25 protein-coding genes are annotated in these 20,930 nt (G+C 59.8%); 6 read left to right on the top strand and 19 right to left on the bottom strand.

Features of this window, described 5'->3' with window-relative positions; translation table 11 throughout:
• Positions 1-49: 49 nt before the first annotated feature.
• The 9 genes from D3P04_RS01510 to D3P04_RS01470 all read right to left on the bottom strand — a co-directional run bounded on the left by D3P04_RS01510 (position 50) and on the right by D3P04_RS01470 (position 8,638).
• Positions 50-724: a TetR/AcrR family transcriptional regulator gene (locus tag D3P04_RS01510; protein ID WP_119745194.1), complete on the bottom strand. Its 675-nt coding sequence runs from the start codon at positions 722-724 to the stop codon at positions 50-52.
• Between the two features lie 40 nt (positions 725-764).
• Positions 765-1,922 (bottom strand): acyl-CoA dehydrogenase family protein, encoded by a 1,158-nt coding sequence (locus D3P04_RS01505; RefSeq protein ID WP_119745624.1) that lies wholly within the window; start codon positions 1,920-1,922, stop codon positions 765-767.
• Between the two features lie 10 nt (positions 1,923-1,932).
• Entirely contained in the window at positions 1,933-2,712 is a 780-nt protein-coding gene (locus tag D3P04_RS01500) for an enoyl-CoA hydratase/isomerase family protein (RefSeq protein ID WP_119745192.1), read from the bottom strand.
• A gap of 58 nt (positions 2,713-2,770) precedes the next feature.
• Positions 2,771-3,592, bottom strand: a complete 822-nt coding sequence (locus D3P04_RS01495) for an enoyl-CoA hydratase-related protein (protein ID WP_119745190.1) — start codon at positions 3,590-3,592, stop codon at positions 2,771-2,773.
• Positions 3,582-4,400: an ABC transporter permease gene (locus D3P04_RS01490; protein WP_119745188.1), complete on the bottom strand. Its 819-nt coding sequence runs from the start codon at positions 4,398-4,400 to the stop codon at positions 3,582-3,584. Before D3P04_RS01490 ends, D3P04_RS01495 begins: the two co-directional genes overlap by 11 nt.
• Before the next feature lie 3 nt (positions 4,401-4,403).
• Complete coding sequence (locus tag D3P04_RS01485) at positions 4,404-5,321, bottom strand: ABC transporter permease (protein ID WP_119745186.1); 918 nt, start codon at positions 5,319-5,321, stop codon at positions 4,404-4,406.
• A gap of 2 nt (positions 5,322-5,323) precedes the next feature.
• Positions 5,324-6,418: an ABC transporter ATP-binding protein gene (locus D3P04_RS01480; protein WP_119745184.1), complete on the bottom strand. Its 1,095-nt coding sequence runs from the start codon at positions 6,416-6,418 to the stop codon at positions 5,324-5,326.
• A 111-nt stretch (positions 6,419-6,529) separates the two neighbouring features.
• Positions 6,530-7,561, bottom strand: coding sequence for an ABC transporter substrate-binding protein (locus tag D3P04_RS01475; RefSeq protein WP_119745182.1), 1,032 nt, complete (start codon positions 7,559-7,561; stop codon positions 6,530-6,532).
• A gap of 114 nt (positions 7,562-7,675) precedes the next feature.
• On the bottom strand, positions 7,676-8,638 hold the full coding sequence (locus D3P04_RS01470; RefSeq protein WP_269902612.1) for an NAD(P)H-dependent flavin oxidoreductase: 963 nt from the start codon (positions 8,636-8,638) through the stop codon (positions 7,676-7,678).
• A gap of 290 nt (positions 8,639-8,928) precedes the next feature.
• Here D3P04_RS01470 and D3P04_RS01465 point away from each other — a divergent pair, with 290 nt between their 5' ends.
• The gene (locus tag D3P04_RS01465; RefSeq protein WP_119745178.1) at positions 8,929-9,840 is read left to right on the top strand and encodes a DMT family transporter; all 912 of its coding nucleotides are present in this window, start codon (positions 8,929-8,931) and stop codon (positions 9,838-9,840) included.
• 215 nt (positions 9,841-10,055) lie between these two features.
• On the opposite strand, the gene D3P04_RS01460 is transcribed toward D3P04_RS01465, so the two are convergent.
• The 4 genes from D3P04_RS01460 to D3P04_RS01440 form a co-directional block, all read right to left on the bottom strand.
• Positions 10,056-10,676 (bottom strand): class I SAM-dependent methyltransferase, encoded by a 621-nt coding sequence (locus D3P04_RS01460; protein WP_119745176.1) that lies wholly within the window; start codon positions 10,674-10,676, stop codon positions 10,056-10,058.
• Between the two features lie 12 nt (positions 10,677-10,688).
• Positions 10,689-11,432 (bottom strand): CDP-diacylglycerol--serine O-phosphatidyltransferase, encoded by a 744-nt coding sequence (gene pssA / locus D3P04_RS01455; RefSeq protein WP_119745174.1) that lies wholly within the window; start codon positions 11,430-11,432, stop codon positions 10,689-10,691.
• Between the two features lie 8 nt (positions 11,433-11,440).
• Entirely contained in the window at positions 11,441-12,118 is a 678-nt protein-coding gene (locus D3P04_RS01450; RefSeq protein WP_119745171.1) for a phosphatidylserine decarboxylase, read from the bottom strand.
• Between the two features lie 278 nt (positions 12,119-12,396).
• Positions 12,397-13,296 carry a LysR family transcriptional regulator gene (locus tag D3P04_RS01440; protein WP_119745167.1) on the bottom strand — a complete coding sequence of 300 codons (900 nt, stop codon included), beginning with the start codon at positions 13,294-13,296 and terminating at the stop codon, positions 12,397-12,399.
• A gap of 203 nt (positions 13,297-13,499) precedes the next feature.
• Here D3P04_RS01440 and D3P04_RS23215 point away from each other — a divergent pair, with 203 nt between their 5' ends.
• Both D3P04_RS23215 and D3P04_RS01435 read left to right on the top strand, forming a co-directional pair.
• Entirely contained in the window at positions 13,500-13,661 is a 162-nt protein-coding gene (locus D3P04_RS23215; protein ID WP_182912699.1) for a hypothetical protein, read from the top strand.
• A gap of 122 nt (positions 13,662-13,783) precedes the next feature.
• Positions 13,784-14,212 carry a DUF2267 domain-containing protein gene (locus D3P04_RS01435; protein WP_119745165.1) on the top strand — a complete coding sequence of 143 codons (429 nt, stop codon included), beginning with the start codon at positions 13,784-13,786 and terminating at the stop codon, positions 14,210-14,212.
• Positions 14,213-14,482: 270 nt separating this feature from the next.
• On the opposite strand, the gene D3P04_RS01430 is transcribed toward D3P04_RS01435, so the two are convergent.
• On the bottom strand, positions 14,483-14,926 hold the full coding sequence (locus D3P04_RS01430) for a DMT family transporter (protein ID WP_119745163.1): 444 nt from the start codon (positions 14,924-14,926) through the stop codon (positions 14,483-14,485).
• Between the two features lie 223 nt (positions 14,927-15,149).
• Between D3P04_RS01430 and D3P04_RS01425 the strand changes: the two genes are divergently transcribed.
• The 3 genes from D3P04_RS01425 (at position 15,150) to D3P04_RS01415 (ending at position 16,251) form a co-directional block, all read left to right on the top strand.
• The gene (locus D3P04_RS01425) at positions 15,150-15,545 is read left to right on the top strand and encodes a VOC family protein (protein WP_119745162.1); all 396 of its coding nucleotides are present in this window, start codon (positions 15,150-15,152) and stop codon (positions 15,543-15,545) included.
• 110 nt (positions 15,546-15,655) lie between these two features.
• Complete coding sequence (locus D3P04_RS01420; protein ID WP_119745160.1) at positions 15,656-15,988, top strand: hypothetical protein; 333 nt, start codon at positions 15,656-15,658, stop codon at positions 15,986-15,988.
• 11 nt (positions 15,989-15,999) lie between these two features.
• The gene (locus tag D3P04_RS01415; protein ID WP_119745158.1) at positions 16,000-16,251 is read left to right on the top strand and encodes a hypothetical protein; all 252 of its coding nucleotides are present in this window, start codon (positions 16,000-16,002) and stop codon (positions 16,249-16,251) included.
• Positions 16,252-16,336: 85 nt separating this feature from the next.
• Here D3P04_RS01415 and D3P04_RS01410 read toward each other — a convergent pair whose 3' ends face one another.
• From D3P04_RS01410 to D3P04_RS01390, 5 genes are all read right to left on the bottom strand, one after another.
• Positions 16,337-16,675 (bottom strand): zinc ribbon domain-containing protein YjdM, encoded by a 339-nt coding sequence (locus tag D3P04_RS01410; protein ID WP_119745156.1) that lies wholly within the window; start codon positions 16,673-16,675, stop codon positions 16,337-16,339.
• Positions 16,676-16,758: 83 nt separating this feature from the next.
• A complete protein-coding gene (locus D3P04_RS01405; RefSeq protein ID WP_220475235.1) occupies positions 16,759-17,706 on the bottom strand; it encodes a sugar-binding transcriptional regulator in 948 nt (315 codons plus the stop codon).
• Positions 17,707-17,711: 5 nt separating this feature from the next.
• Positions 17,712-18,263, bottom strand: coding sequence for an SIS domain-containing protein (locus D3P04_RS01400; RefSeq protein WP_119745154.1), 552 nt, complete (start codon positions 18,261-18,263; stop codon positions 17,712-17,714).
• A complete protein-coding gene (dhaL, locus tag D3P04_RS01395) occupies positions 18,253-20,022 on the bottom strand; it encodes a dihydroxyacetone kinase subunit DhaL (protein WP_182912698.1) in 1,770 nt (589 codons plus the stop codon). Before dhaL ends, D3P04_RS01400 begins: the two co-directional genes overlap by 11 nt.
• Positions 20,023-20,031: 9 nt before the next feature.
• On the bottom strand, positions 20,032-20,919 hold the full coding sequence (locus D3P04_RS01390) for a TIM barrel protein (protein WP_220475234.1): 888 nt from the start codon (positions 20,917-20,919) through the stop codon (positions 20,032-20,034).
• Positions 20,920-20,930: the final 11 nt, after the last annotated feature.

Raw genomic sequence — 20,930 nt, 5'->3', positions numbered from 1 at the left:
CGAGGTGTCGCAGATTGCCCGGATTTGCCTTTATCGGTTGATGCCCGGTTCAGCCCCTCAGACGCTTGGGCATCGGGGCGCTTGTCGGATATGTTTCCAGATCGATATCCGGCCGCAACGGGTGCTTATCCGGATCCTCTCCGAACAGGTCGCACAACCATTTCCGGATTATTATACAGCATTCGTCACTGGTGTAGGCCTCTTCCATGACCTTGCCGACCCACAATCCGTCCGAAAGCTGGGTCACGGTGATTGCAGACATCCTGATATCGATTTCCATCCCTCTTTCATGGGCGACCGCGGCCAGACGGCGGCCGATATAGGCACGGTATTTCCCCCATAATTCCTGATGCAACGCACGGATTTCGGGAACTATCCATGCCGCGCTCATGTAATGGATCAGAAGTTCCTCATAACCAAGATCGCGAAGAAAGGGGCCGCAGGCGGCATAGAACAGGCGATCGAAACGATCCTCGATCGTGTTTGCCATATGCCGGTAGAAATCATCGGCATTCTGCAGGAAATACCGGTGCGCCGCGGTGATCAGATCGTCCTTGCTGGCGAAATAATGGTTGATAAGGCCGCGCGACAGGCCCGATTCCTCGCTGATCGTATTGATCGTCGAGTTCAGGTAGCCATGTTTGCAGATCGAATTCAGTGTGCCAACGATCAGTTCTCGTTTGCGCTGCTCACTGATCCTCGTCTCTCTTGTCACAGTTCTCATGCCGCCATTCCGCCACCACTGACCAACCGATATTCAACCGTTACCTGTAAGGTCGTAACAGATCTTTCGCAATTATGTCCTGATGAACCTCTGATGTGCCTTCCCAGATGCGTTCGATCCGGGCGTCGCGCCAGAAGCGCTGGATTGGAAGTTCTTCCATCACGCCCATGCCCCCGAAAATCTGGATCGCATCATCCGCGACCCGGAACACCATTTCCGAGCAGTAATAATTTACCATCGACGCTTCGGTCCGGTTCATCTGATCATTATCTATTTTCCAGGCGGCTTCCTTGACCATAAGATCGCCCAGTTTGATATCAACGGCCATATTGGCGATCTTGAAGCCAACGCCCTGGAATTCACCGATCGTTTTTCCGAATGCCTTGCGGGTTCCGGCCCATTCCTTGCTCATATCGAAAATGCGCTCTGCGCGGCCGACACAATGCGCAGACAGTGCAACCCGGCCATCATACAGCCATTCATTGGCCATATCGAAACCCTTGCCCTCTTCGCCCAGAATCTTGCTGTCATGAAGCCTGACATTATCCAGATAGATCATGGTCGGGTTATATCCGCGTGTCACGATGGATTTCATCGGCTCTACCCGCACGCCGGGCAGATCCTTGTCCATCAGGAACGAGGTGAAGCGCTTGCGCGGGCCCTGGGGGGTATCGTCAATGCCGGTCACCGCCGTGAGGATGATGAAATCGGCGATATCCGCATGAGAAATGAACTGCTTGACGCCGTTGACGACCCAGTGATCGCCATCGCGCACCGCCTTGGTGGTAATGCCCCGCGCATCGGAACCGGCGCCCGGTTCGGTCAGGGCAAAGGCATCCTTGCGCTCGCCGCGAATACAGGGCTTCAGATATTCCTCGATCTGCTCGCCCCGGCATTTGAACAGAATGCCGGTCACGCCGCGATTCATGCACATGGTCAAGGCGGCGCTGGACTTGCCAAGCACCCGCTCGGCCTGCATCTTGGTCTGCCGGTCCAGTCCCGGCCCGCCCCATTCTTCAGGCAGGTTCATTCCGGCAAACCCGGCCTCTTCCGATTTGCGCCGGATTTCCTGCTGAAGCTCTTCGGGGACATGGCGCAATTCCTCGACCAGATCTTCATGGGGGTAAAGCTCGCGCCTGCAAAATTCTTCCAGCGAGTCGATCAGGGTCTGTTGTTCGAAACTAAGTGCGAAATCCATATTTTTCTCCTTACGCGCCGGTAAAGCGCGGGGCGCGGCGCTCATTGGCGGCCGCCAAGCCTTCCTTGTGATCCTGTGTCTGTCCGCAGATCTTGCCTGCCGCCGCCTCTTCCAATTGCTGATCCGAAAGGCTGCGAAGATGCGCGGTGTTCATCAGTTTCTTGGTCTGGGCAATCGCTACGGTCGGTCCGGAGGCAAGCAGTTGCGCAAAAGCCAGCGTGTCGTCCCACAGCGCATCCGGATCGCTGACATGGCTGACAAGTCGGTTCTGCAAAGCGACCTCTGCCGTCCATAATTCACCGGTATAGGCAAAGCGCCTGGCGGCCTCTAACCCGATGATCCGCGGCATCAGCCAGGTTCCGCCGCAATCGGGATTGAAGCCGACATTGGTATAGGAACAGATGAATTTGGCCCCGGCCGAGGCATAGCGGAAGTCGCAGGCCAAAGCCATGTCCAGCCCGGCCCCGACCGCCGCGCCATCGATCATCGCGATCACCGGTTTGGGCATATCATGCACCTGCTGAACCAGACGCAGCGATTCCTCGACCCAGTTCATATCAGGCCAGGGATTTTCGTCCGAAGCCCATTCCTTGACATCCGCGCCCGCCGAAAAGGCACCGCCGCGCCCGGTCAGGATCAGTGCCCGCATGGTCGTGTCAGCCGCTGCCTCGCGCAGGGCACGACGCAATTCGATCGTGATCCCCATTCCCAGCGCATTGCGGGCCTGCGGACGGTTCAGTGCGATCACCCCAACGGCATCATGCCGTTCAATTTCAAGAAATTTATACATTTTCCCCTCATTTCCGCTCTTCCCGCAGATCGGGCTGGCTTTGGTTGGCGTTTCTTTGTCAGCAGCCGCGCCATCGCGGCATGCGTTTTTCCAGAAAGGCGCGCTGGCCCTCGATCATGTCCCCGGACCGCAGCATGGCGGCGTAATTCGCCAACTCGTCGCGGCCATCGGCACGCAGGGCCATCGCCTCGCGATCCGGCAGGGCATCGACGGCGCGCAGCGTTTCCTTCAGGGCCTGCTGCGCCAGCGGGGCAGAGCGCCCGATCCTTTCGGCGAGTTCCCAGGCAAGCGGCATCAGGCCCGCCCGATCACTCACACGCCAGACCAGCCCCCAGCGATGCGCGTCGGATGCGCTCATCGGTTCGCCGGTCCAGATCATCGCGGTGGCGACATGATAGGGGATACGCCGGGGCAGCCGCTGAAGCCCGCCGCCATCGGGCAGCAATCCGCGTTCGAGTTCGGGCAATTGCAGGAACGCCTCATTGGCCATCACCAGCAGATCGCAGGCCAATGCGAGTTCCAGACCGCCCCCCACCGCAGGGCCGTTGATCGCGGCAATCAGCGGTTTCTTCAAAGACCACAGGGTCGTGATACCGCCAAATCCGCCTTCGACCGCGCCCTGCTTTGCCTCGGCTCCGGCAGGATCGGTTCCCTCGTTGAAATCCATGCCCGCCGAGAATGCCCGGTCCGAACCGCTGGACAGGATACCGACCCGCAATTCGGGATCCGCCTGAAGATACAAAGCCGCCCGTTCCAGAGCGCGGCCAAGCCGGCGGCAGATCGCATTGACGGGAGGCTTGACCATGCGGATCTCCAGCACCACGCCCTTGCGGATCAGCAGGACATAACCCGCCAGCTCGCGGTTCAGGTCATCCAGCATCGCGGCCCTCCTTCCGGGCGGCACGCATGCTCAGCAGATGCAGGATCAGCGGCGGCAGGGATGTCACGATCAGCATCAGCGATGACGCTGCCGCCAATGTCGGATCGACATCGTCCCGCAACGTCGCAAAGGTCACACGCGGCAAGGTGGACATCGGCCCCGACGACACCATCAGCGAGATGATCAGCTCGTCGAACGAAATGAGGAAGGACAGCAACATCGAGGTCGCGACCGAGAATTTCAGTTGCGGCAACGTCACCGTCAGAAAGGCCTTCAGCCGGTTTGCGCCCAGACTGCGGGCGACCATCTCCTGACTGGCGTCATAGCTGTTGAACCCGGCGGTCATGGTCAGGATGACGAAAGGCATCGCCACCACGGAATGGCCCAGGATCAGGCCCCAGATCGTGTTCAGCATGCTCCCGAGCGCCGCGTAGATGAAGAACACCCCCACCGCGATCAGAATGGCCGGCACCGCAAGGGGAGCGACAAGCGTGGTGCGGATCAGGTTCCTTAAGCCGAAGCGGCCCTGATTCAATGCGTAAGAGGCCGCGACACCGACGATCGTCGTCAGAATCATCGTCCCGAAGGCGACCCGCAGCGATACCCACAGGGCCCCGATCCATTTCTCTTGCTGAAAGAAGGATTCATACCAGCGCAGCGACCAGCCCGAAGGCGGGAACGACATCGCCATGGTCGAGCTGAAGGATACCGGAATGACGATGATCGCAGGCGCGACCAGAAAGAACAGGACCAGACCGACGAGGATGTAAAGCCACAGACGCTCCCGGTGAGAAACATGAGATTCCATCGTTTACCTCACCCGTTCCGGAGACAGTCTGCGCACGAGGATCAGGCTGATCCACAGGCACAGCGCCGTCATGAGCAGAAGAAGAACGGCAAGCGCCGCCGCCGGACCCCAGGTTGGATAAAGCGCAAGCGATTCCTCGATGCGCTGGGCGATCATCTTGACCCTGCCGCCTCCCAGCAATGCGGGCGTGATGTAGAAGCCAAGGCTCATCACGAAGATCATGATCGTTCCGGCAATCAGTCCCGGCATCGACAGCGGCAGGAAGATGCGGAAGAACGCATGGGTCGGCGATGACCCGACATTCGCGGCGGCACGCATCAGATTTCCGTCTATCGCCTTCATCGAGGCGTAAAGCGGCAGGATCAGGAACGGGATCATGATATGCACCATGCCGATCACCGTGCCGGTCATGTTATGCACCAGCGTCAACGGCCGCTCGATCAGGTTCAGCCATGACAGCGTCTCGTTGATCAGGCCCTTTCTTTGCAGAATGATCAGCCATGAAAAGGTGCGGACCAGTCCCGAGGTCCAGAACGGCACCAGCACCGCCAGCATCATCGGACCCGCCCATTTCGGCGGCAGGATCGACATCAGATAGGCCACCGGATAGCCCATCAGCACGCTGATCACGGTCACCATCAGCGCGATCTTGAAAGTGTTCAGGAATATCTCGACATAGACCGGCTCGGAAAAGAACAGCCGGTAATTTCCCAGACCGTAATTCCCCTCGATATCGACGAAGGACATCGACAGCAGCCATAGCAGCGGGGCGACCATCAGCACGCCCACGATCAGCAGCGCGGGGATGGTCAGGCGAAGCATGGACCAGTTCTCGTGCCGCCGTTCACGGTTCAGCGTATGGCGGTTCCTGTCCAGCTGCGCCTGCGGGATTGCGGTTTCGGCCAGAGCGGCAGGTTCCATCGTCAGCCTCCCGCCCGGACAATTCTGGTATCCGCCCGGCCAAGCCGCAGCGTCACCTTTTCACCCGCCTGCGGCATGGCACGCAGGTTTTCCGACCGGTTGGCGGCGCGGACAAACACTTTCTGCCCGCCACTCAGCATCACCTCGTAAAGCAGGGATTCCCCCTGAAATGCGGCCGTGACCACCTGACCGTCGAACAGGTTGTCATCCATATTGGTCACATCGCCCGGCGACACGATCCGCAGACGCTCGGGCCGCAGCATCAGCAAGCTGTCGCCATCGACGCCATCGGCATCCTGCGCCAGATTGATCTGCTGATCGCCGAAACATATGCCCCGCGCGTCGCGATGCAGCGGCAGGAAGCTGGATTCACCGATGAACCCGGCGATAAACCGGCTTTCCGGGCGTTCATACAGCTCGACCGGACTCGCCACCTGCTCAAGCCGGCCTTTCGAGAACACCGCGATCCGGTCCGACATGGTCAGGGCCTCGCGTTGATCATGCGTCACCGAAATCGTGGTCATTCGCAGACGATCATGCAGCTTGCGGATCTCGATCTGCATGGTGTCGCGCAACTGCTTGTCCAACGCCGAAAGCGGTTCATCCATCAGCAGGATACGCGGTTCGAACACGATGGCGCGGGCAAGGGCGATACGCTGTCTTTGCCCGCCCGACAGTTCGGTGATCCGGCGCGCGCCATATCCGGCAAGCCGCACCAGATCCAGAACCCTGTTCACCCGGTCCTCGATCTCGGCACGGGGGATTTTACGCAGACGCAGCGGATAGGCCACATTTTCACCCACCGTCATATGCGGGAACAGCGCGTAATTCTGAAAAACCATTCCGATATTGCGCTTATGCGGCGGCAGGTGAACGATCTCCTGCCCGTCGATACGGATCGAGCCCGCATTCGGGCGGGTAAAACCGGCGATCATCATCAGCAGCGTGGTCTTCCCCGAGCCCGAAGGCCCAAGCAGCGTCAGGAATTCACCCGCATCGATATCGAAAGACACCGAGTCAACGGCACGGACCGCGCCGTAATGTTTTGACAATGACTGGATCGATACCGGCAATGCCGTTGTCGAAGAATTCGTCATCCTTGCCCCATCTTTCAGCAATCAGATCGCCCGGCCATGTCAGCCCGGCACTGGATTTCGCACGAGGGTCCCTCGGATGCCGCAGCAATCCTGCGCCATCCGGTCAGGACGTCATTGCAGCATTATGGAATCCCATTTGGTCTGAGCTTCCGTCTGATGATCGGCCCACCACGGCATATCGGTGATCAGCTGTTTTTCCAGATTTTCGCTGCTGGTCACGATATTCGCGGCGTCCTCGGGCGAGACCAGTCCCTGTTCGAAAGCATCCTGATTCATCGGGCCGTAGGGGATGAATTCCGGCAAACGCGCCTGATATTCCGGATCAAGCAAATGATTGATCAGCTTCATCGCACCTTCGGGATTGGGCGAATTCTTGGGCACCACCAGACATTCGACATCCATGACCCCATCCTGAAGCGTATAGGCATAGGGCGCGCCCTCATCGATGGCGGCATCAATCCGCGCGGCCCAGATTGCGATCATGTCGACCTCTTCCGATGTCGCAAGCTGCGTGGCTTGCGCGCCCGACGACCACATGACCGCGATATCCGGCAGCAATTCCTGCCATTTCGCCATCGCACGATCCATATCGACAGGATAGACATCGGCTTTATCCACCCCATCCGCCATCAACGCGATTTCCATATTGGTGGCCGGTGACTGGGCCGAAATGGCGCGAAGCCCGGGGAAATTCTCGGTATCGAAGAAATCGGCCCAGTTCTTTGGCGGATTATCTCCGTAAACATCGGTATTATACGCCAGAACCGTGCTATAGGCGGTGAACCCGACCCAATGCGTATTCCGCAAATGCTCGGGGATGCCGCTGGCATTCGGGATCTGGGAGTAATCGAGCTCCTCGATCAGCCCCTCTTTCGCCGCCAGATCGCAAAGCCCGCCATAAAGCTCGGCCACATCGATATCGACGGCATTGGCGCGGACCTTGCTGCGGATATCGCGAATGCCGCCCGCCAGCACGTAATCGACAACGGTCATGCCATGATCTTCGGGCAAATGGTCCAGGATGGCCTTGCGAACCCCCTCCTGATAGGCGCCGCCATAGGACGCATAGCTGACCGTTTCCTCGGCTGCCGCCATGCCGGCGGCAAGTATAACCGGCGCGGCAAGAATATATTTCCTGTTCATGAGTTCCTCCCTTTTTTCGGCACCTCTCCCCGTGCCGTGCTGGTGATTGGTAGGCGCGTCTTTTACCGCCGGAAATTCACCCTCCTGCGCGATGCCGTTCCCGGCATCCGGTGATCAGCCCGAAAAGGCCGCCTGACCGCGATCGATCGCCTTTCGGCAATCTCTGACGATCCGGTCGATCAGTTCCCGGCAACTGGGGATATCCTCGATCAGCCCCATTACCTGACTGGCCCAGACAAGGCCGTCATCAATCTTGCCACTGGTCAAAGCCGCCTTTCCTCGCGCGCCCGAAACCAGAGACCGCACATCCTCGAACTCTGCGCCCCCGGGACGGCGCTCGATCCGGATGACCTCATCCGAAACCCCGTTTTTCAGCACCCGGCCGGTATTGCGGAACGGGCGGAAAATCAGATTGGTGTCGCGTTCGCTGGCATCGACCATGGCCTGTTTGATATTGTCATGGATCGGCGCCTCCTGCGTGGCGCAGAACCGGGTGCCCATATTGATCCCCTCGGCCCCCAGCATCAGCGCCGCCGCCATCCCCTGCCCGGTCCCGATCCCACCCGAGGCGATCAGCGGAATCCTGACCTGACCCGCCGCCGCCGCGAACAGGATCAACCCGCCGATACCGTCTTCGCCCGGATGCCCGGCAGCCTCGAAACCGTCGATGGAAATCGCGTCGACCCCGGCGCGCTCGGCCGATACTGCATGACGGACGGCGGTGCATTTGTGAACGATCACCCCGCCTGCATCCTTGATCCGGGTGATGAACTCCCTTGGACTGCGTCCGGCCGTCTCGATCACCCTGATCCCTGAATCCAGCGCCGCCTCCAGATAGTCTTCGTAGGGCGGAGGCGAGGTCGTGGGCAGAATGGTCAGATTCACGCCAAAGGGCTTATCGGTCATGGCGCGGCAACGCGCGATCTCGGCCCGTAGCGCATCCGGGTCCGGCTGCGTCAGCGCCGTCAGGATTCCCAGCCCGCCGGCATTCGACACCGCCGAGGCCAGTTCGGCACGGCCGACCCACTGCATCCCGCCCTGAATGATCGGATAGCTGATGCCCAGAAGATCTGTCACGCGAGTCCTCAAACCGTCCCCCTTGTCGATTCTGGTTTGTTGACGGCAGTATTGAGTGATGTTGGACGTTGGTCAAATAATTTTTTTGCTGGACGTACAACTAAATTATAAGTTACGGATATTTAGGGTTGTTTTCGTGCCAAACACGGAAGACGGGTCGAATATCATGCAAAAATTACATTTCCCGGTGAAACATTGCGCCGAATCCATACCGGCAGCACAAGCTTTCGGATCATCTTCGCGATTCCCGATATGATCCGGCTTTCCGCCCTTCATTCCGGTGACCGGCAATGACTCCGTCGCGGATGCTGGCGGCGATTCTGGTCTGTTTCAGCGGTCTTTGCTATGTGCTTAATGACAGTGTCACCAAGCTTCTGATCGACCGCTATGATGTCTCCTGCATCATTCTGATCCGCAGCCTCGTGGCGCTTCCGGCCCTGTATCTGCTGCATGCCCGCACCGCCGGACGCCTGGCCATCGGATCCCCTAATCTTCCCCTTCATGCGATCCGGGGCGCGATCGGGCTGACGGCCGCCTATCTGTACATCGCCTCGCTAGAACAGCTTACGGTTGCCGAGGCCACCGTCATCCTGTTTCTGTCCCCCGTCCTCATCACCGCCATATCCGGCATCGTGCTGAAAGAGCCGGTCAGCCTGACTTCGTGGCTGTCGGTCAGCCTGTGTTTCCTGGGGGTCGTCATTGCGATCAATCCCGGTGGTGCGACCTTCAAGCTGTCGGCTCTGCTGGTGGTCGTCTCAAGCCTGATGTATGCGCTGAACGCGATCAATGCGCGCTGGATTCCGCCGAATGACAACCTGTGGACCATCGCCTTTTTCGGAGCGCTGTTCTCGGCGCTGTTCATCGCCCCGACCGCCCTTCGGCATTGGAGCGGAATCCACCTGTCCGACCTGTTGCTGTTCGGGGGCGCGGCGACGTTTTCCAGCCTTGGGATTGGCATGGCGGCTATCGCCTATCGCATGGCTCCCGCCTCGTTTCTGGCTGCCTTCGGGTATTCAGGACTGGTCTGGTCACTGTCGGTGACCTGGATCCTCTGGGGTGTCATCCCGTCGCTGCCGTCGCTTCTTGGCGCCACAATCATCCTGTGCAGCGTGGCACTGAATTTCCGCAGGCATAATCGCCCGGCAACCGCAGCTGGAACAGAGACGCAAATCGCTTGCCGCGAAAGAAAGAGGCCAGACTGAAAACGATCCGGACCGGATACATGCCGGGCAGATAAGAGATCCAAAGCATATCGCGCCCGCCCGGATCGCTTTCCCCCCTCTTCTTCTTTGTCCAAATACCTCGGGGGTCGCCGGCAGGTGCGCCACTGGTTCGAGAGACCTGCCGGCGACGGGGCAGCGCCCCCGGCCATCGCGGGACGCAAGCAATCTGCGTTTCCGATGCGGCGTGACAGGTTCTAGCTCGCTGTTTTTCGCAGCATGAGGAATGTCATCATCCCAAGAGGCGGCATCGGCTTTCGTTCCTCGACCACCAGCTCCCGCTCTTGCAGGACAGTCTCTATCCTGAAATCGGAATGCCAGCCGATGGCATTCGAAAGCGGCGCAAAAACCTTCTCCAGCGCCGCCAGAACGCCCGTGGTCCGCGCGAAGTGATTGGTGATCACCACCCTGCCGCCGGGTTTGCATACCCGCGCAATCTCGGACATCACTTGCTCGGGCTCAGGCACGACCGACAGGACATGCATCGCCGCGACGGTGTCGAAATGATTATCCGGGAAGTCAAGCGACCGCGCATCCATCTGCCGCAATTCCCTGACATGGCCCAGATCAAGCTGCTGCACCTTGGCGATCGCCTTCTTCAGCATCTCTTCGCTGAAATCGATCCCTGTCACGTCCATTTCCGCGTTGTAAAACGGCAGGGCAAGGCCGGTGCCCACGCCGACCTCAAGAACGCTGCCCGGGCGGGTGTTGATATATTCGACCGTCCGGCGCCTGCCGACATTGGTAACCGCTCCGAAGGTCCTGTCATAGACCGGGGCCCACCGGGAATAGGAAGTTTGAACCGCGTCGATATCCATGTCCGTTCCTTGTCAGCCCGCAGGACGTTTCCTGTCGATACATGCCCAGATGACCATCCCGACATACCCGACGCAAAGCACGATCAGCATCGCCCAGGGAAAGGTCACCAAAGCGGTGCCCATCGCCGCCACTCCGATCAGGAAGAACTTGACCTTCTCGCGCGGGATCCGGGTGGTCTTGAATGACCATGTCGGGATCCGGCTGACCAGAAGAAGGCCGATCATGATCATGTAGATGCAGATAATCACATCCGGCAATCGGGGAAAATCCGAGAATGCGAATGACAGATACATCGGCATCATGACAAGCATCGCCCCCGCCGGAGACGGTATACCTTCAAAATAAGCGTTATCATGATTGTCGCTGTCGGATTTGCTGCCGACATTGAACCGCGCCAGCCGTATCCCGCAACAGATCGCGAATACCAGAACCGCGATCCAGGCCGCCTCGCGATTATCCTGAAACGCCCAGAAGTAAAGGATGAGTGCGGGCGCCGCCCCGAAATTCATGAAATCGGCAAGTGAATCGAGTTCCGCGCCAAGCCTGCTGCAACAATCCAGCAAACGCGCAATGCGCCCATCCAGCCCGTCAAGAATACCGGCAAGGATGATAAGCTGGACCGCAAGCATATAATTGCCCTGAACACCGAATCTGATAGCTGACAGCCCCGCGCAAATCGCTGCGATCGTCAGCATGTTCGGCAATAATTGTAACAGGGAAAACTCGGCCTTCGGGCCATTCAAAGGATCTGCCATGGACCCTTTTACCTGATATGATCGGTTGAAATCAAATCCGCGATGACCGTCTCACCCGCAACCATCGTCTGCCCAATGCTGACCAGCGGCGTCACGCCTTCGGGAAGATAGACATCCAGCCGTGATCCGAACCGGATCAGCCCGAACCGGTCCCCGGCCTGCAACCGCTCCTGCAGCTTCACGAAGCAGACGATACGCCGGGCAACCAGCCCCGCGATCTGCACAACCGCCAGTTCGCGCCCATCCTCCATGCGGATGCGCAGGCTGTTTCGCTCGTTATCGGCGCTAGCCTTGTCCAGCGAGGCATTGAAGAATTTCCCCGGACGATAGGCGATGGACACCACCTCGCCTGCCACCGGACTGCGATTCACATGGCAATTGAAGACATTCATGAACACGCTGACACGGGTCAGCGGTGTTTCGGGCATCCCAAGTTCCTTCGGCGGCACCGCCTGCTCGATCAGCGAGACGATGCCATCGGCCGGGCTCAGAACCAGACCGCCGCGCGCAGGGGGCACGCGGACCGGATCGCGAAAGAAGTAATAGCACCAGACCGTCAGGCCGACGCCGATCCAGCCAAGCAGTTCCGAGACAAGGAACAAGCCGATCGTCACAACGGCAAAAATCGCCACGAACCGGACCCCTTCCCGGTGCATCGGTTTGATAAAAGTGTCACGCATACGCATAGAAATCTGTCCTCCCGGCGGTCTCGCCGCTGACGCTCTCTTACAGCGGGGCGTGTTTGCGGTCAAAAGAATGCCGCGCCTTGCGACCGGAAAAACGCGTGATCCCAATATCCTTGCCGCTTTCGCAAGCAATCCGGGCCGATGCATAGCTGGCAGACGGCCCGATTATGCCCCTGCCGGTCCGTTTGGCCGCCGTGACGGTCGCGTTGTTCCGGGCAGTTTCAGCCACGGTTCACGGGATGGCCGCCTCACATGCTGACGACTTGTGTCCGAACGGCCTAAGCCGATGCTTCTATCCTTTGCCGGTGATCCTCGGCCTGCGCCAGCAGCCAGCCGCGCAGCGCCAGCACCGCCGGGCGGATCGGTGTCCGGTTGCTGGTCGAGATCCCGAAGGATTTCCGCCCCGGGATATCCGGTCCGAACGGCCGGACCAGCCGTCCCTGTCCAAGCAGTTCGGCAGCGGTCACATCATCGCCGATGGCAACTCCCAGCCCGCGCGCCGCCGCATCGAGGCAAAGATAGGTACGGTGAAAAGTCAGATGACCGGCAGCCGAGGACAGCATCAGCCCGTTGCGCCGGAATATTTCGTCCCAACTGCCCATGCTGCGATCATGGATCAGGCGCTGCCCGGCCAATCCGTTACGCCGCAATTCCGAAGCAAGGTCGGGAGCGCATACGGGAAAGGTCGTGAAGCTCAGAAACAGCTCGCGCGAATATCCGGGCGCATCGATCGCGCCCCATGTGATGGCAAGATCCGTGCCCGGCGCAATCGTCCGGGGCGGCTCGGCATAGGACCGCATCTCAAGATCGATGCCAAGCTGATCAAGCGTCTCGCCGTTCAGGCGCGGAATCAACCACAGGATCGCCAGATCGGAATCGATTTCCAGCACCACTTTTCCTCTGGCGTCACCGGCCACCCGCGTGCCCGTTTCCAGTGAGATCAGCACAAGCGCCTCGGCAACGATTGTCGCATAACGCGATCCCGCCGGGGTCAATGCCACCTGCCGGTGGCGACGTTCGAAAAGCTGGATCCCAAGTTCCGCTTCCAGGTTCTTGATATAGCGGCTGACGGAACCATGCGTGACGCCAAGCTCGTCCGCTGCCCGCGAAAAGCTTTGATGACGGGCGGCGGCATCGAATGCGCGGACGGCGTTCAGATTGGGTAACTGGCGGGACATGACGTAACGTTAATTAATTTCACGCAATATGGCAAATAACTTCCATTGAGTGATCTGACATCTGAAACTATATCATCAGGGACTCGGACGTTAACGTCGGAAAATCATTCCGAAGCGGCATTGCCATCCCGCCGGAAACGATTGACCGAACGCTGCGGGCCGATGTCCCTATTTCCTGAACATGAGACCAGATGGAGGCTCGGATGTCGCATTATACGATCAATTCCCTTTCCAGACCCGACTTGCAGAGCCTTGCCCGCAAGGCAAATCGCGAACGCTCCGCAAGTCTGAAGGCGGCACTGGCATGGCTGGCCGAACGCATTCCGGGCGCACATGGCATGACGATGCCGCATCGGGCGAAGTGAAGGACCCGGTTTACGCAAGGGCAATGCATCGCCGAACATCCCGGACCGCCGTCCTACCCATTGACTTGCCGCTTCCGGGCCTCAAGAAACTCTTTGGCTGAAACAATCCGAAGAGGTCGGCGATGCCCATGCCCTTCACCTATCGGCACGCAACCGACGAATGGCGCCGGTTCCTTGCATCGATGCGCGACCGGACGCTGATCGAAAGCGACAATGTGATCTATACGTCGCTCGACGGTCTGTTCCGGGCCTTCCGCAGCCGGGTTCCGGCCCCTCAGGTTCTGGCATTCGGCGATGAATTGCCGGCGGTCATGCGGGCGATCCTGACCTGGCGCTGGGATATCTCTGCACCGCTGAAACCCTGGATCTCCCGCCCGGAACTGGAAACAGAGATCCGCAGACTCAGGCAAGATCACAATTTCGCGCCAGAGGGCATTCTGGACGATCTTGTCTGGGGCGTGCGCCGGGAAGTCAGGATGATCGATTTCGACAGGGTTCTGTCAGGAATGGCGCCCGAAGCACGATCGCTTTGGGCGCCGGTCGCGGAATAAGGGAACGGTGACTAACGCGTTTCGGATTTGACTGAACCACCGATAGCCCGGCTATGCCCCCACGCGGAATCAAGGGCCGCGCAGCGTCCGGCCGCCGCCGCCCCCCGGACGGGCGCTTTGGTGCCGTTATCCTGCGGGTTCAGCTTCGTGCGGAGTTGCGGGATAAAGTGTGGCCTACAAATCGATTTGCGCCCATCCGCGGCCGGACACTACGCGGCTTTGGTAGCCTGCAAGGATTGTCTGGTTCATGTCAGACCCGATACGCGTTAATCAGAACCGGGACAAAACGATTCCGCTTCCCACCATGATCGCAGCCAGGATGCGTGGCAACGAGATATCGCGAACCGGCATGCCGAATGCCCCTGCCCGATCAAGCAGAATCGCCGCGACCATCTGGCCCAGTGCCAGCGCGCAAATGGCGGTCAGCACCCCCATGCGGGGCAGCGTCCAGACAATCGTCCAGACGTAAAACGCGCCCAGAAACCCGCCCAGCCACAGACGCCAATCCTGTCGCGTGGCGGCAATGAAGCCCCGTCCTTCGCCAACCACAAGCGCCATGAAAGTCAGCAGGACGAAACCCACGCCAAAGGAAATCGCCGCCGCTGCAAGCGGGCTGTGTACCGCGCGGCTTAGCGCCGCATTCAGCGGGGCCTGAAAAGAAATGGCGGCCCCTGCAAGAATGACGAAGATGACCGGGACGATAGCAAGTTGCATGATGGCGATCCTGTCTTTGCACGGGCGCACCATCGCCTGAAACGCCACGGATCGAAAGCCGGAAATTGTAAAATCTGTTTCGCCCTTATGTGGTGAGTTCCTGCCCCGCACCCGCAAGATTGACCCGGGCTTTGCCCGGCGCTGTGCCTTCCTCTGCGCCCAAATCCTGATATCGTGGCAAAAATTTCCGCTCATGGCGCAGCAATCAGGACAGGAGCCGCAGATGGCCAAAATGATTCATTCGATGATCCGCGTTATGGACGAGGCGCGTTCGCTTGCCTTCTACAAGGACGCATTCGGGCTGGAAATCGCCCAGCGTTTCGATTTCGAGACATTCAGCCTGATTTATCTGTCCAATGCCGAAAGCAGCTTTGAACTCGAACTGACCGTCAACAAGGATCGGGAAACCCCCTATGAGCTGGGGAATGGCTATGGCCATCTGGCCGTATCGGTCGAAGATGTCGATGCCGAACATGCCCGTCTTACCGCTTTGGGCCATCACCCGCGCAAGCTCGTGGATTTCGCCCCTGCGGGCAAGGTGATCGCGCGTTTCTTCTTCATCGCCGATCCCGACGGCTACGAGATCGAGGTGCTGCAACGCGCGGGCCGCTATCTCTGATCCGGCGCCGGAAAGGCCGCTGCGGTGGCGTCATGACAGGATTATGTTACATTCGGACCCGATATGAACCCGATGTTTCCCGCGACCTTACCAGATAATCGGAGACTCTCATGCGTCGGACCACAGTTGTTTCCCTGACGATCATCGCCGCGCTCGGCATTTGCTCACCGGTTCTTGCCGAGGAGAAACTTTTCGACGGAGCGGGCGAAAGCGACGAACAGCTCAGGGCGCTGTATGACGAGGCCGGAGACATCTGCCTGCGGAATCCAAGCCGCGACGTTCAGGTCGCAGTCGCCTGCAAGGCAATGACCATCTACGGGCTGGCGTTGAACGAACGGGGCTGGTGCTATGGCCTGACCCATGAAGCCAATGCCGAGAAGGACTGGCACAGATGCGAGGCTGATTCCGACAGGTTCTCGGTCGATCACCTGACAATCTTCTGAGGATACCCGTGATGGTGAAGAAAGTCGCGCTTCTCGTCCTTGCCTTGACCGTGCTTGTTCCGGTCTGCGGTCTGGCGGGTTACGCCATCGGCCACCTGATCGCGATCTTTCTTTACTCGGCAACATTGAAACCGGATACCTATGAGCTCGACCGCGATCTTTTCGCCGGCGTTATCGGCATCATGTTCATCGGCGGCTTTCTCTATGTCGTCTCGGCGATCTATGCCATCTATCGCTTCATTCGCTCGGTCCGGAAAAACTGATTGCGCGGGGCGATAAGAAATCGCCAGCCTCCTGCACTGGAAACCATTGAAGATCCGCCGGTGCCGAGGCCCCGCCCGAAACGCTTCAGTCGGTCACCTTCTTCACGAATTGCGATTTGAGGCCCATCTTCCCGATGCCCGGAATCTTGCAATCTATATCGTGATCGCCATCAACCAATCTGATACCGCGAATCTTGGTCCCGACCTTCACGACCTGCGACGATCCCTTGACCTTCAGATCCTTGATCACGGTGATCGTGTCGCCATCGGCAAGGATATTCCCCACATTGTCACGTATCTCGCCGGTAACGTCATCGGCCTCGGGTGACCATTCATGGCCGCATTCCGGGCAAAGCAGAAGCGCATCGACCTGATAGGTGAAGCTCGAAGTGCATTCGGGACAGGCAGGCAGGGTCTCGGTCATGAAAAGACCTGTAGCCTACGGATAGCATGGTGACCAGAGAAATCATTGCCCCGCGACAACCACCGCGACAAGGGCGACCCGGCTCAGCTTTCGTATAGCAGGGCCCGCGCGACGACCTCGTCCGTGACCAGCCGGTTGACATAGCCGCCCAGGAGTACCGACCTTATGATCGGCAGCTTGTTGCGCCCGCCCGAGGCGAGGATCGTGACTTTCTTGTCCCTCAGCCTGTCCACCGGCAGCGCAAGGATCGAGCGATTGATCGGATGATCGACCACATTGCCCTCGGCATCCAGAAAACAGCCCAGGATCTCTCCCACGGCCCGCAAATCGCTGAGTTCCGTCAGGTGCTCGGCCACCATGTCCAGCCCGGATACGGGCGAATGATGCGACAGATCCCCGCAGGCGACCAAAGCGGCGCTGGCACGCTCGGCCTTTTGCATGACCTTGGTGATTTCGGGATGGCTCAGGATCAGTTCCCGGCTGTCGAATGTCGGACAATAGATCGGCGCGGTAATATAATGACACTCGACATTCAGCGAATTCGCAAGCGCCGTCGAAACCTCGATCGTATTGGTGCCCGAGCCTCTCGTCACCGCCCCCATCAGCCCGGCGACCCATTTGCAGTCATGCCGGATATTCGGCAGATTGCGCACGGCGAAACTCAGCGTCCGGCCCCAGCCGATGCCGACCCCCTCGTGCCCGCGCAGGTTTGAGGCCAGCATCGAGGCCGCCGCCTCGCCGATCACCCGCTGATTGCTGACGTAATCCGGCGTCGAATAGACGACCATGGCATCCGCCAGTTCGAATTTCCGCCGCAGCTTTTCGGCCAGTTCCACGCAATCCGCCAGCGGGATGTTCAGCCGCACCGAGACCAGCCCGTCATCCCGCACCTGCCCGATGACCTGATTGACCCGCAGCCGGGTGATGCCCAGATGATTGGCGATCTGCTGCTGGGTCATCCCGCCGTTGAAATACAGCCAGGCGATCTTGGCCCTGCTGTAATCCTGTGACTGATTATGGCTTTCGCTCACGCGTGCTATTCCAGATTGGTATGGTTCTTCCTCATATCCTCTGTGGTCAAACCCATTGCATCCCGCAAGGCCAGAATCAGAATTTCGAACAGGACATATTGCGCGCCTTCGTAAAGCGAGCCCATGGGCAGCACCGAAACCGTGTCTCCCTGATCGTCGGCCATGGTCTGGGCAGGGATGCAGAACCGGATATCGGCAAGACGCGGCAATGAGGCTTCCGGGCTGGCGGTCACGCAAAGCGTCCTTGCGCCCGCCGCCGCGGCAGTACGCATCAGGGCCTCGACGGTCGAGAAATGGCCGGGACCGGCGGATACGACAAGAAGATCGCCCTGCGACAATGCCGGCGTGGTCATATCGCCAACCACCGAGGCGTTGCAGCCAAGATGGAACAGGCGCATCGCCAGCCCCCTGATCTGCAATCCCTCGCGTCCCACGCCGTAAAGCGCGATCCTGTTGCTGTCCATGATGGCCTTCACCGCCGCATCGATCTGCGCATAGTCGAACGCCTCGGAGACCGCGCCCAGCTCGGCGATGGCCCGCAAAGCCTTATCCTTCATTGCCACCCCCCTGAACGAAACCGCGATAGAGACCGTCGAATACGATGAAGCTCGATGCCGCGCCGGGGTCGATATGGCCAAGCGACCTTTTCCCAAGCTTGCTGGACCGGCCGCGCCGCGCCTCCATATTCGCGGTCGCTTTCATGCCCTGCTCGGCGCCTGCCGCGGCGGCGGCAAGGCAATTCCCGACATCCTTCCCTTCCTGCACCGCGGCACGGGCGTTCCCGATCGCGGGAAGCCATGCGTCGATCATCGTCTTGTCGCCGGCCTCGGTCTTCCCGCGGGCGCGGATACCCTCGGCGGCGGCCTCGAAAAAGGCCAGCATGGCCTTCGCATCAAGATTATCCTGACCCGAGACAGCCTCGGCCGCGCGGGTAAAGGCGGTCGCATAAAGCGGACCGGAAGAGGCGCCGACCGCGTCCAGGAAGGTCTTGGCGATCAACCGGCTGGTCGCGTCGACCGGCATGTCGTCCGGCGTCTCGTCCAGCATATGGCGCACCGCCGCCCAGCCATATTGCATTGTAACCCCGTGATCGCCGTCGCCGATAACCCCGTCCAGCTCGGACAGCCAGTCGGCATTGAGGTCGATCCTGTCAGCCACCACGCGGATCATGCCGCGAAACCGGCTTGCGGAGACCGGGCCGCCCAGATCGCGGCGGCGAATTCCTGCGTCATCCGCCACGGGTTCGGCAGACGCGGCGGCCACGCTGTCCGGCAACCGCCGTGTCGCGCCCGGATCGGCGGAGGTTTCCTTAACCCGCAGGGCAAAGCCGTTGCAGGGATGATCCAGCAGGGTCCGCAATTCGTCATCCAGGCGGAACACCGTGACCGAGGCCCCCGCCATCTCCATCGAGGTCACATATTCGCCCACGAATGACCGGCAGATGCCGATCCCGCGCCGGTCCAGAATCTCTTTCACCCGGCGAAAAACGATATACAGTTCCATCGGCGAGGTAGAGCCAAGGCCATTGACCAGAACCGCGACCTGCTGGCCTTCGGGCAATTTCAGATCACCAAGGATATGTTCCATCAGGACATCGGTGATCCTGTCCGCACTCTCGACCTTGCCGCGGCGGATACCCGGTTCGCCATGGACCCCCAGGCCGATCTCCATCTCGTCATGCCCAAGTTCGAAATTCGGCCTCAGCGTCTGCGGAATCGAACAGGAGCTGAGCGCCACCCCCATCGTCGAGACATATTCATTCGCCTTTCGGGCCACCCGCTCGACACCGTCAAGATCATATCCCAGATCGGCGGCGGCTCCGGCGGCCTTGAACACGAAGAAATCCCCTGCGATGCCGCGTCGCTCATTCGCGCGTTCCGCCGGAGCCGAGGCGACATCGTCGGCGACCGGAACGGAACGGATCTCGATCCCCTCGGCCCGCGCCAGCTCGGCGGCCATGTCGAAATTCATGACATCGCCGGCATAATTGCCATAGAGATACAGGATGCCCGCGCCGTTATCCGCCGCGCGGGTCGCCTCGAGAATCGGCTCGGGCGGGGGCGAGGCGAAAACATTGCCCAGCGCCGCCGCATCGGCCAGCCCCTGCCCGACATAGCCCGCAAAGGCGGGCTCGTGCCCCGAGCCGCCGCCGATCACGATCCCCACCTTGTTCGGCCTTGCCCCGTGGCGGGCGACCAGCACCCTGCCCGTCTGCCCGGCGGGCATCAGGATATCGGAATGCACCGCCAGCATGCCTGCGACCATCTCGGAAATGACATCCTCGGGCGCGTTTATCAGCTTTTTCGTCTTGTGCACCTTTACCCCTCACTGCACGGCGCGCAGCAGTCTTGTCGCATTTTTCATATCCGAAAGCACCTCGTCGTCCGGTTGTTCGAACGGATAGATGATCTCAAGGAAATAGGTCTGATCGGTCAACCCGTGCCGGTTCCAGAACTCTGCCAGCAATTCCGGGGTAACGATACCCTTGCGCGTGAAATTCCAGTGCCGGTCAAGCAGACCGTCGGTTTGCTGGATATGATAGGAATGGATGAACTCGCCGCAGGTTTTCTGCCAGTGATCCATATTCGCATCATCGCCGAACAGCGCCGGGAACATCGCATGCCCCCAATCGACCAGCAGCCGGACGGGAATATCGGTCGCGCCGTCGAGATCGCGCATCAGCCGCAGGGCGTCCTCCGCTGACGAGGGAAATTCGGTCGAAAGCGGCACCGGTTCGATCAGCAATGTCTCAAGGCCCCGGGATTTCGCATGACGCGACAATTCCACGATGGCCTCCAGCGCTTCCCGGTAGATCTCTTCCCGTCTCTGGCGATCAAGGGCGTCCGCGGCGGAATAGGATCCCAGCGGCATCCCGGCCGCCTTCACCTCCATGGCCGCGGTCATGTCGATCGCGTTGCGCAGATGCAGCTTGCCCAGGTCGCGCAGATCGCGGGTCGGCGCAAGAAAATGGTTATAGGTGTAAGAGGCAAGCCCCCCGAAGCTGCTTTCTATCGCGATCCCGGCCTTGCGGAAGCTTTGGGCGTAATCCCCCGCGATACGGTCCCGGGTATCGGCGGGCCATGACGGATCGACGAGGTCCCATGTGAACTGGACCCTGTCGTAGCCAAGCTCTTCGCTGATGATCCGGGCCATGTTCTCGCCGCCGATCCAGCGCTTGATGGCAAATGAAAGATTCAAGCCAAGCTTCATCATATCCTCCTTGC

Source organism: Paracoccus onubensis, assembly GCF_003591515.1.
Classification (GTDB): domain Bacteria; phylum Pseudomonadota; class Alphaproteobacteria; order Rhodobacterales; family Rhodobacteraceae; genus Paracoccus; species Paracoccus onubensis.
This window is presented reverse-complemented; position numbering and strand designations above follow the sequence as displayed.